This is a genomic window from Rhodanobacter sp. OK091 (assembly GCF_900142825.1).
GTDB lineage: Bacteria > Pseudomonadota > Gammaproteobacteria > Xanthomonadales > Rhodanobacteraceae > Rhodanobacter.
Map to the genome: position 1 here is coordinate 1131165 of NZ_FRCH01000002.1, position 12302 is coordinate 1143466.

Sequence of the window (12302 nt, forward strand, 5' to 3'; positions counted from 1 at the left end):
CTGATCCTCCAGCTTTTGCTGGGCCGCTCGCTTGGCACCGATAACGACTCGCTGAACTTTCTGCCCGGCGCCAAGGCCACGAAATCATGGGAGGGGCGTACTGCCCCTCCCATGCGCGGCGCCTCACGGCGGGACAGGTGGCAAAGCACTGCACAATGCCACCTGGATGAGCCCGCAACCGCATCGCGTACAGTCGCGGACCCCGAGTCAGCTGCGGCCAGAGGGCTAACCACAGCTGAAACCTTTTTGACTATGTCCCATGCTCCTGCTCGACATGGCCGTCACCGACCACGTCGACCTTCACCTCCACGCGGCGGTTCGGCGCCAGGCAGGCGATCAGCTCGGCCCGTGGACTCTCGGGGCAGTTCTTGACCGGGTCCTCCACGCCCCTACCCTCGGCGACGATGGATTCTTCCGGCACACCGCGATTCACCAGGTAATGCATCACGGCATAGGCGCGACGTTCGGAGAGCTCACTGTTATAGGCCTCGCCGCCAAGCCGATCGGTGTAGCCGGCAATGTGCACAATCCGAACGCCGCTACCAGCCGCGATCATCCTGTGCGCCAAGTCATCGAGCTGTGCTTTGCCGTTGTTCGTGATGTCGTCGACAGACGACTTGTCGAAGGCGAACAAGGCATCCGTCGACAAGGTGAATACCTGCTCTTTGGGCGACTCCGTTGACGACGAGGCGGTAGCGCCCGGCGGCATCGAAAGCTGGCCGCACGACGTCGGCTTCCAGTAAAAGCTCTGCGCCAACCGGTTGTCGTCGAACAGGATCTTGTACTGGCATACCGTCACTTGATCGCTGCCGGACTGACGGAAGTTGAACAGGTAGTTCCACTCGCGCACCGCCATCATGCCTTCGCTGAAATGCGGATAGCCGATCAGGTGGGCGATCTGCTGTTTGTTGAGCCCCGCACGAATCTGGCGCAAGTCATCCGGGTTCGGGAAAGTGCCGCTGCGATGCATCGGCGTCGCACTCTCGGGCGCCGGCCACACCAGCTGCCCGGCACTGTGCCCATCCCTGGCCACATCGCGGCTCACGTTCCCGCATGCTGCCAGGCTGCCCAGCGTCAGGCACAACAGGCCCGTGCCTGCAAATTTCACGATCGAATGGAACATGCGATTCCTGCTTATCAAGTTATGGCCACATACATGGACCGCGCGCACTATCCAGCGAGGGGCACTACGCACCGAGACGCGCGGTGCGCAACCACCTCATCGTTCACCACACCATGGCCGCACCCACGCCTACGCCGGCGTCGCCGCGGGTATTGGTGGTGGCGTTGACCTTGAACACGTAACGTCCGCTTTCGGTGATGGTCGATAAACCGATGGCGATGCCGGTCTCACCGTGGAAGTTGCCCAACGCCACCGCGGCCGAGTTCTGATTCGGTTGATAGGCTTGCGGCAAGCTGGCCATCGCCATGGCGGATGCAATGCCGCCGTTGGCGCGATTGCCGATCGTGTTGAGCTGGCCGTTGAGGGTGTTGAATCGCTGGTCGGTGTAGCTCTTGGACCAGTCGACTGCCCTGTTGATGCCGTCGGTGAGCTGGCCGACATTCACCGCATCGGTGTTCGCCACGCCCCTGCCGATGTTGTGAATGATGGTGGGGTCGCCGCCCGGATTCATGGTCACACTGTGGTTGTTCACGGTGCCATCGGCGTTCTTGTCGTACTGGACATTGCCGGCCTGCGATGCCTGCAGCTGGCTCACGTTCACCGCGTCGGTCGCCGCCGTACCTGCCGCCACGTTGGTGACCTGGCGTTCGCTGCCCGCCGCACCCACCGACACACTATTGGCGCGCTTCGCCACCGAGCCCTGCCCCACCGCCACACTGTTCGCTGCCACAGCTTGCGATCCATTGCCGACGGCGGTGCTCTTGCTGCCCGAAGCCACCGCACCCGCACCGCCTGCCGCCGAATTGACGCCGATCGCCGCCGGCTTCGCGGTGTTGTCCGCGCTCACCTGGAACATGCCGTCCTGGCCGTTCTGCAGGTTGTTGATCGTCGTGTTTGCCGCGCCGACCTGGTCGCCGATGCGGGTCACCTTGGCGTCGAGACTGCCCACCGCCTGATTGGTGGCATACAGCTGCGAACCGTTCACCGCATCCGTGCTGGTGGCGCTGAGCTGGCCAGCCGCCACGTTGCTGATCTGCCGCTCCGCACCCGGCGCGCCCACGCTGACCACACTGACCGGCGTCGCGCCGGCAAAACTATAAGCAGTCCCTGCGATCGTCGCGCCAGCTGTCGGAACAGCGGAACCTGTCACCGAACCCGCACCCAGAGCCACCGAACCGCCGCTGGCCTGGGCACCGTTGCCTATCGCCACCGAGTTCGCATCGTTGGCGACGGCTCGCGGGCCAACCGCAATGCTGTCGGTGCCTGCGGCCAGGCTATCCGCCAGGTTCGAGCTGGCATGGAAGTACTTGATGCCGCCACCGCCGAAGACACCGCCGATCTGGTCGAAGACACTCTGTACAGAGCTGTAGGTGCCGCCACCGAAGGTGAAGCTGGTGCTCAGCGTGCCCGTGACCGGGTCGTAACTGCTGTTGCTGCCCAGGCCGGTGGCCACGCTGTAGCCGAGGTTGCTGAGCTGGGTGCCGACCGTGCCGATGGCCTGGTTGGCGGCGAACAGCTGCGAGCCGTTGACCGCATCGGTGCTGGAGTCGCTGATGCGGCCGGCAGCAAGGTTGGTGACGGTGCGCTCGCTGTCCGCCGTGCCCACGCTCACCGTGCTGGTCGGGCTGGTGCCGGCGAAGCCGTAGCTGGTGCCGTTGATGGTGGTGCCGGACGTGCCGACCACCGAGTCCGTGGTCGAGCCACTGCCCAGCGCCACGTCACCGCTCTGTGCTCCAGCCACGGCACCTGCGCCAAGCGCCGTGCCGCCGACTACCGAAGCGCTGGCGTCCACGCCGGCGGCCAGCGCATTCACGCCGGTGGCGCCGTCGTTGTTGTAGTTGCCGCTCCGCACGCCGCCGTCGTTGACGCTGTAATAGTGCGTGGTCGCCGCCGCCTGGGCCGCCTGCAACTGGCTGAGGTTCACCGCGTCGGTCGCGCTCGTGCCCGCGGCTAGGTTGGTGATGCTGCTGCCGCCGGCGTTGATGCCACTGGTCGTTACGCTGGGGCCACCGGCGATGTTCATGCCGGTAGAGCCATACGTCGTGCTGTCGGTGCCGTCGTTCACGGTCAGGCCGCTGGTACCCAGTACGCTGTTGCCCGTCGCCACGCTGTCCACGGCGATGTTCTTCGCCAGGTCGAACGTCACGTTGTTATCGGTCGTGGTCTTGTTCACCACCAGGTTGCCGTCGGTGTTGCTCAGATCCACTGCGGCGCTCGGCGCCACGTTGGTGCTGTTGGCGCCCTGCGCGCTGATGTTCCAGCCGCTGTTGGCGACGGTCGCAACGCTTTCGATGGCCTGGTTGGTGGCAAACAGCTGTGAGCCGTTGATCGCATCCGTGCTGGCGGCGCTAATGCGGCCAGCGGCGACGTTGGTGATGGTGCGTTCGGCGCCGACGCCGCCCATGCTGACCGTACTCGTTGGCGCGGTGCCTGCGAATGAGTAGATCGTGCCGTTGATAATTGTGCTGGGCGTAGCTACCACGGTCGCCGTGGTCGAGCCCGAACCCAGCGCCACGTCGCCGCTCTGCGCGCCGGCCAGGGCGTTGCTGCCGATGCTGACAGTATCGTTGGCCGAAACTCCGGCGCCGGCGAAGTTGCCGAACGCCACGTTGTTGTCGCCGGCGACCCCCGCACCCGCAAACAGGCCGAATGCGGAATTCAGACTGCCTTGTGTCGAGGTTCCTGCGTAATAGCCGGCCGCGGTGTTGCCCGAGCCAATGGTATAGGTGCCGGACCCCACACCCATCCCGGTGTTGTAGTCGCCCACGACTGAGATTCCTGCCGTGTTGCCCATGGCCGTGTTTCCTACGCCGGCGGTGTTCTGGCCCGCTTGCGCACCAACGGCGACATTGTAGGAGCCGCCGCTTCCCTGGCCAGCGGCCGAACCGATGCTGATGGACCCGTCCGTCGCCGCAACGGCTCCGTCGCCGACCGCCACGCTCGACACTCCTGCGGCACTCGCGTTTACACCCGCCGCCAGAGCATTGATGCCCGTGGCACCGTCGTTGTTGTAGTTGCCGCCGATGGTGCCGTTGTCGTTGACGCTGTAGTAGTGGGTGGTCGCCGCTGCCTGGGCCGCCTGCAACTGGCTCAGGTTCACCGCGTCAGTCGCGTTCGTTCCCGCGGCCACGTCGGTGATGCTGCTGCCGCCCGCGTTGATGCCGCTGGCGGTCACGCTCGGACCTCCGGCGATGCTCATGCCGGTGGATCCGTACGTGGTGCTGTGGGTGCCGTCGTTCACCGTCAGGCCGCCGCTGTCCAGCACGCTGTTGCCCGTCGTCACGCTGTCCACGGCGATGTTCTTCGCCAGATCGAACGTGACGTTGTTGTCGGTCGTGGTCTTGCCCACCACCAGGTTGCCGTCGGTATTGCCCATATCCACCGCGGCGCCCGGCGCCACGTTGGTGCTGTTGGCGCCCTGCGCGCTGATGTTCCAGCCGCTGTTGGCGACGGTCGCGACGCTTTCGATGGCCTGGTTGGTGGCGTACAGCTGCGAGCCGTTGATCGCGTTAGTGCTAGTGGCGCTTACCTGGCCAGCCGCCACGTTCTGGATCTGGCGTTCAGCACCCGCCGCACCGACGCTCACCACGCCGCCCGCTGCCGGCGCGCCGCCGGCATAGGTGTAGGTGGTGCCGTCGATGGTGCCCGTCGGTATCGGCGTAGAAGCCGTCACCGTCGAGTTGTTGCCGAGCACCACCGCGCCGTCGAGACCGGTCGGGATGGTGACGTTGTTGCCCACCACGAACGCGTTGTTGGCGCTGATGGCGTTGTTGTTGCCCAGCGAGTACGAGCCGCTGCCGGTGATGGTGGTCGGGTCGCCGATGGCGCCCGAGTGGTCGCCGCTCACCACGTTGCCGGTGCCGATGCTGATCGCCTGCGTGCCGGAAGCCGTGGCGCCCTGGCCGATGGCAATCGCGCTGGCGGCGCTGGCCAGCGCCTGGGTGCCCATCGCGACCGTATTGTCCGCGGTAATGATTCTCCCGGCGGAATTTCCGAGCGCGATGTTGTTGCTGCCGGTGACTGAGCCTCCGGCGAGGGGGCCACCTGCAAAATTGCCGGAGCCATTCACGTTATCGCCGGCGTTGTCGCCGACGGCGCTGTTGGACGAGCCGGTCACGCCAGCTCCCGCGTTATTGCCGATGCCGACGTTGCGATGGCCGACCACCGTCGAACTGGCGAAGGAACCCATACCGACGTTGTTGTTGCCAGTGATGTTGTAGCCGGCCAGCGCGCCCGTTCCAACGTTATTGTAGCCGTCGACGTTGAGGCCAGCCTTCCAACCCACGCCGACGTTCAGCGCGCCCTTCACGCTGTTGCCGGCGACGCCACCGACAGCGACGTTGTTGCCGGTGACACCGGAAAACACGATCGACTGTGTGCTGGTATCGGACACGCTGCTGCCAGTGCCGAGCGCACCGACAGCAACGTTCGCCGTGCTGGAAACGCTGTTGCCGACCTGAAGACCGACAGCAACGTTGCCGCTGGAGCTATTGCTTCGCCCTGCCTGCACGCCGACGGCGAGGTTGTCGAAGCCGGTGGAACCCGTGCCAGCTTGGTTGCCGATGGCGATCACACGGTTGCCCGAAGCCACGGCACCAGTGCCGACGGCGACGGCGTTGGTGGTACCAGAGGCGATGCTGCCCGTGCCGATGGCGACAGCGCTGCTCCCAGTAGCGGAAGCGCCCACGCCGGCCGCCAGCGCATTCGTACCGGTCGCGCCGTTGTTGGCGTAGTTGCCGCCCTGCGTGCCGCCATCGTTGACGCTGTAATAGTGTGTCGCTGCAGCCGCCTGCGCCGCTTGCAATTGCGACAAGTTCACTGCATCCGTGGCGACCGTACCGACCGCCACGTTGGTGATCTTGTTGCCACCATTATTCAGGCCTGTGTTCGCCAGACTCACTGTGCCGTTCGTGCCGCCGGTGATCGTCACACCAGCGTTGTTCAACACGGTGCTCCCCGTCATGACGCTCGTCGCCGTCAGGTTCGGGTTGGTATCGATCGTCAGGCTCATCCCGCTTTGCGTCACCGCGATATTGCCGCTGCTACCCTGCGCCACGTTCACCGTGCTGCCCGGTGCCACGTTCGTCGCCGCGCCGCCGTTCGCCGATAGGCTCCAGCCCTTGTTGGCCACCGTGCTCACCGCCGTGAGCTGACTGACGTTGACGGCGTCGGTCGGCGCCACACCCGCCGTTACATTGGTCAGCGCACGTGTACCACCACTGGCATTGGCGAAGTTCACCGCCGTGCCACCGGTTACCGCACCCACCGTGATCGGGTTGATGTTGCTCGGGCTGATCCCGCCAGCCTGTTGCACCAGACCGGCCGTGCCGTTGTTGATGTTGTTGATCGACGTAGTGTTGTTGGCGATGTCGGTCGTGTTGGTGGTCACCTGCTGGTTGGTGGCGTACAGCTGCGAACCGTTCACCGCGTCCGTCGACGTCGCCGAAAGCACGCCCGCGCCGACATTCTGGATCTGACGCTCGGCACCCACCGCGCCGACCGAGACGACGCTCGTGCCGGCCGTACCGGCCGCCGGGGTGGCGCTGCCGGCGAGAACATAGATGCCGGTGTGCGGCGCCGCCGTCGTCGAGCCCGAGCCCAGTGACACGTCGCCGGCGCTGGCCGTCGCGCTGGCACCATCGCCCAGCGCCACGTTGCCGGCCATGCCAGCCGCGCCCGCCGTCGTGTTGTTGCCAAGCGCCACCGACCCCTGCCCGATCGCCCGGTTGTTGTTGCCGATCGCGACCGCGCCATTAGCCATGTTGGTCGCCGTCGCCGTCGCCGTGCCATCACTGTTGGCGATGTTGTTCGCGCCGCCCGTGAAAGCACCGGTGCCCGAGGCATAGCTCGGATCGCCGATCGCGACCGCGCCGTCACCATAGGCCGTGTTGCCTGCGCCGATCGAGACAGCCTTGCCACCGCCCGCCGACGCGCCCGTTCCCAGCGCAATCGCGCTCGTGGTGGCCGCGTTCGCGGACTGACCGATGGCGATCGTGTTGTCGGCCGTGATGTTCATGCCAGCCGACTCGCCGAGGGCAACGTTGTTGTTGCCAACGAGATTCAACCCGGCATTTGCACCCGCAGCGAAATTGGAACTGCCGGTAATATTCGACCCAGCCAGATAGCCCAAGCCGACATTACGGTTGCCGCTGACAGTCTGCCCGGAGTTGTTGCCGATAGCAGTGTTTTCGTCACCCATGACGCCTTGACCAGCGTCTCCGCCGAAACCGGCATTGCCGTCACCCTTGACGTTATTGGCAGCTTGTTGACCGAAGGCGCTGTTGGCCGAACCGGTAACATTCACCCCGGCATTCGCACCGAAAGCGCTATTGTTATTACCCGAGACGTTGTAGCCGGCAGCAAGACCAGCCGATACATTCGCGCTACCGTTTACTTTCGAGCCCGCAACCGAGCCGAAAGCGTAGTTCTCGTCGCCTGTGACGTTCTGACCGGCCGAAACACCTATCGCCAGATTGTCGATATTGGCCGAAGCGCCGCCAGTGCCGGCCCATTTACCGATCGCGACCGTGCTGTCGCCGACAGCGGTCGCACCATCGCCCAGCGCCATCGCGCTCGCACCAGAGGCTGACGCATTCGTGCCTGCCGCCAGCGCATTGGTGCCAGTTGCGCCGTTGTTGTTGAAGTTGCCGCTGGTCGTGCCGCCGTCGTTGACGCTGTAGTAATGCGTGGTCGCCGCCGTCAGCGCTGTGCCGACGTTGGTGTAGATGACGCCATTCACCATGTAGCTCGGCGCACCGATCGCACCCGTGCTGTTGTTGTAGGTCGAACCGCCGCCCAGTGCCGAGGCGACGCTGCTGCCCAGGTTGTTCACCTGCGTGCCCAGCGTGCCCACCGCTTGATTGGTGGCATAAAGCTGCGAACCGTTCACTGCATCGGTACTGGTTGCATTGAGCGCGCCGGCGGACACGCTGATCAGCGTGCGCGAGCCACCGCTGGTGTTGGCGAAGTTCACCGTGGTGCCGCCCGTGGCCGCACCGACCGTGATGGAATTGGTGTTGCTCGGGCTGATGCCGCCCGCCTGCTGCACCAGGCCGGCTGTGCCGCTGTTGATGTTGTTGATCGACGTGGTGTTGTTGGCGATGTTTGTGGTGTTGGTACTGACCTGCTGGTTGGTCGCATATAGCTGCGAACCATTTACCGCATCCGTACTGGTCGATGACAGCGTGCCCGCGGCCACGTTGGTGATCTTCTGCGCCGAACCGCTGCCGTGGCTGGCGTCGTAGGCGCCCAGCGACGAATTCCACTGCAAGGCATCTTGTTTCAGCGCGGTGATGTTGTTGGTATTGGTGGTGGTCTGATTGCCCAGATTGGTGATCGCCGTGGTGTTGTTGGCGATGTTGGTGGTGTTGCTGCTCACCTGCTGATTGGTCGCGTACAGCTGCGAGCCATTCACCGCGTCGGTGCTGGTCGCGCTGAGCGTGGCCGGGGTGAGATTGGTGATCTTCACGGTACCGGTAGCACCGGTACCGCCCGTTGCACCCAAGGTAACGGTGTTGCCGTTCGGGGCGTCGTATTTCACCGCGATATTGGCGAGGTTGACGGTGTTGTTATTGAGTGCGCCCAGCGCACCCGCCACCGTGGTCTGCATGGCCGGGCTACCCACCGCGCCGGTGGTGCCGACACCATTGATAGGTTGGCTGAAGCCGCTGATCGTGCCGGTGCTGGTGTTGTAGGCCGCGCTTCCGCCCAGCGTGCTTGCAGCGGAATTGCCCAGGTTGGTTACGGTGCCGCCCAGTGTGCCGACGGCCTGATTGGTCGCGTATAGCTGGCTGCCGTTGATGGCGTCGGTGCTGGCGCTGCCGAGGCGACCGGCAGCGAGGTTCTGGATCTGACGTGGCGCCGCTGCCGAACCCACACTCAGGACGTCGCCACCGGCCGGCGCGCCGCCGGCAAAGGTGTAGGTGGTGCCATTGATGGTGGTGTTGGGCGTGCCCACGGCCGCCGAGACGGTCGAGCTGTTGCCCAGCACGACCGCGCCGGACAGCCCCGTGGCCACCGTCACGCCGTTGCCCATGACCATGACGTTGGACGAATTGACGGTATTGCCGTTGCCGACGATGCGGCCGTTGTCCGATCCGGCTGGCAGCGTGTTGTTGTTGCCGAAGATGCCCGACTCGTTGGCGCCCACCGTGCCGTTGTTGTTGCCCAGCGTGTAGGTGCCGCTGCCGGTGATGGTGGTCGGGTCGCCGATGGCGCCGGAGTTGTTGCCGGACACGACGTTGCCCGTGCCGATGCTGATGGACTGGGAACCGTTGGCTTTCGCTCCATTGCCGAGCGCGATGGCTTGGCCATTGGCGGCGGCACTGTCGCCCGCGGCGATGCCATAGGCACCGCTAACGGTGGCGCCTCGGCCAACAGCGATGCCGGATGTGGCGGCAGCCGCCACGCTGGACTGGCCGCCAAGGGCGATGCTGTCCGCTGCCGCTGCCTGGGCGCCGCGAGTGGCGTTGCTGCCCATGGCGATCGAGCCTGCGCCGGAGGCGGTGGTGGAGTTGGCGACCGAAAGCGGCGTTGTGCCATCGCCGCCTGCACCGCCGATAGCGACTGAATTGAGACCCGTGGCGTTGCTGCCGAAGCCGAGCGCCGTCGCCGCAACACCGACCGCCTGGGCCTCAAGCCCGAAGGCCGAACCCCACTGCCCCGCGCGGCTCAGGAAGCCGAAGGCCGAGCCCCCTTTTCCAACACCCTGGGCGAAAGCGCCATAGACTGTGACTGCAAGCTGGTTATTGCCACTGGCGTTACAGCCTGCAACTATTGAGTACGAGCCGCTCCCGTCTGCCGGACCGGTTGTGATGGGACCGGGGTTGATGCGCCCGACGACTGCGGTGCTAGTAAGGGGGCAGCCCGGCACCGAGGGGATTGTATCGGCGAACGCAGCCGGCGTTACGCCAAGACCGAGCAGGGCCGCTGCCGCGAAGCCTGCGCCAAGGGCGCTCAGCCCCAGCCTCGTGCGGTTGGCGCTGACGACGACTCGCCCCGCATCGCTGGACGCGCAGGCGCTATCGCTGCTCGCTAGCTCCGAGGCCACCACCAACTGGCCCAGGGAGCGGTTCCACACCTTGCTGTAGATCCTGTTCATCACTCCATGCCCCCGACGACCCGGCCGATGATGGCCAGCGGGTGCATCCGTGGCCCCGGAGCGGCGCGCAGCGCCTTCGCTAGGCCGGAAGACACGGAAGGAGAGTCGACCCGCGCATGCCGATCGGCGCTGTGTGCGGTATCCACCTGGATTTTCATTCGGATCACCTGCGTAATAAATTACGATTTGAGGGGTTCAGGGCAGTCGCTGGAGGTGGCGCAAGGACAGCAGCGGATCGGCGCCCACGAGGTGGGCGGGAGACCGTCGATGGATGCCGAACTGACTGTTCTGCTGCCGGTGAAAATCCATTCCGCCAACGGGAATGGCTTGATCGAATTTGGCGTGACCTTTGACCAGACCAGCCATAAACAAGACCGATGCCGCACAGGTCGAAGCCGGATAAAAATTCAACGCCACGAGTATCCATGTGTTGTTTGCGATCTTTATTTTTTCGTGAGAGATGAAAAGACGCCATGGCGCAATAAAAGTTAATCCATTTAACTCAAAGCCATGACTGAGCAAGGCATCGAAAGACCAAGCGTTGAAAGCGATGCGGACACGCGAGGCATGACGCACTGGAAACGCCGACTCGAACGCTCGTCTAAAGCCTCAGCAAGCACTTCAATCCTGGCCTGCACCCACATGCCCTTGCCGTGGCTAGCCTCCATTACGAAGAATGAGATGCGAGGCACGGCTACCCCCCGGCGTATCGCAAAGTCATTCACTTGAAAAAGGCCTAAACGCGGACCAGTTTCAAGACCTAACGTCCGTCATTTAACACGATCTAATCATACCCATGTCATTACGTTTTCTATTATCAAAATACGACCATTTTCTATCTAGAAACGACCATTACTTCAAATACGTGATTTATTCGGCAACATCGGCAGCGAATACTTGCAAGGCGGCAGCGGAAACGTCTTGCGAGGCGGGTTGCGCATGGCGGCCACGCTGGCCTATCGACGGCATTCCTGAGCCCAGAGGTCCGGGGAAGCGGGAACGGAAAGGCCCGTCCGCACCAGCAAGATCTTGTTGTAATTCGCAAAAATATGCTGATACCGTCGTTTTGAGCGTCGAATTCTTGCCAGCTGACGGCAAGATCGCGGCCCTCTACGTCGGGACCGGGACTGATTGGGTAGGTGCGGTGCATGCGAACCTTGATCACCGAGAGCGCGTTGCTGAGGCGAACCGAGCCGCCGCCGCGCATCATCGCGAGCACGGATCGACTGGAATGGGCATCGATGCAGTCGGTGATCCTCCAGGAAATTCCGCATCACCATGTCTACGATGGCGGCTCGAACCTGTGGCTCTCCACGGTTCCGGAGCGACCGACCGACATAGTCAGCACCCTGGCCGGCAGCCGGAAGCACGGCCCCCTGGCGCCAGGATCGGTCTGCCTCAATTACAAGCATGGAGAAGCGACGGTCGCGCTCGACAGCCATGTCGAGGTGCACCACACCTATGTCCGTGCCCACGTCGTGGAGGAAGTGGCGTCGACCCTGTTCAAGGGAGACGCCCGGAAGATCGAGCTGATCCCCATCTTCGGGGTCGATGACCCGATCACCTCGATGCTGCTGGCAAGCGTTCGGCATTCGATGGCGATGCCGGACGGACATGTCGGGCAGCTCTACAGCGACTATGTCGCCAGGGCACTTGTCGCACACCTGCTGAGGAGCTTCTCGACCCGCCTGGACCTCGCCTTGCCGCGAACCTCCATCGGCCGCTTCAACACATGGAAGATCAACGACCTCACCTCGTACATGCGCGAGAACATCGCACGGGACATCGGCATACAGGAATTGGCCGCGATCACCCACTACAGCCCGACTCACTTCGCACGCGTCTTCAAGGCGACGTTCAACTGCACGCCGTACCAGTATCTGGCACGCATACGCATTCAACGCGCTCGCGAACTGCTCTCGGCGACCAGGCTTCCCATCGCATCGGTCGGCGCGGCATGCGGCTTCCCCAGTCACGCGCATTTTTCGTCCGTGTTCGGCCGCTATGTAGGCCTGACCCCCGCCGCCTATCGAGGTGCGCGCCCCCCTGTGCGGATCGCCGAACCCTGAGCTTCAGAGA

At 64.1% G+C, this 12302-nt stretch carries 5 protein-coding genes; 1 reads left to right on the top strand and 4 read right to left on the bottom strand.

All coding sequences use genetic code 11. The annotated features are described in order from the left end of the window. Positions 1-250: 250 nt before the first annotated feature. The 4 genes from BUA26_RS14390 to BUA26_RS20235 form a co-directional block, all read right to left on the bottom strand. The gene (locus BUA26_RS14390; protein ID WP_072761483.1) at positions 251-1123 is read right to left on the bottom strand and encodes an OmpA family protein; all 873 of its coding nucleotides are present in this window, start codon (positions 1121-1123) and stop codon (positions 251-253) included. A 103-nt stretch (positions 1124-1226) separates the two neighbouring features. Beyond that, positions 1227-10223: an ESPR-type extended signal peptide-containing protein gene (locus tag BUA26_RS20465; RefSeq protein WP_178368595.1), complete on the bottom strand. Its 8997-nt coding sequence runs from the start codon at positions 10221-10223 to the stop codon at positions 1227-1229. Then, on the bottom strand, positions 10223-10381 hold the full coding sequence (locus tag BUA26_RS20470) for a hypothetical protein (RefSeq protein WP_178368596.1): 159 nt from the start codon (positions 10379-10381) through the stop codon (positions 10223-10225). Before BUA26_RS20470 ends, BUA26_RS20465 begins: the two co-directional genes overlap by 1 nt. A 37-nt stretch (positions 10382-10418) precedes the next feature. Continuing rightward, the gene (locus BUA26_RS20235; protein WP_143154287.1) at positions 10419-10799 is read right to left on the bottom strand and encodes a hypothetical protein; all 381 of its coding nucleotides are present in this window, start codon (positions 10797-10799) and stop codon (positions 10419-10421) included. Between the two features lie 665 nt (positions 10800-11464). Here BUA26_RS20235 and BUA26_RS14475 point away from each other — a divergent pair. Continuing rightward, positions 11465-12292: a helix-turn-helix domain-containing protein gene (locus BUA26_RS14475; protein ID WP_178368597.1), complete on the top strand. Its 828-nt coding sequence runs from the start codon at positions 11465-11467 to the stop codon at positions 12290-12292. The last annotated feature ends 10 nt before the right edge of the window (positions 12293-12302 follow it).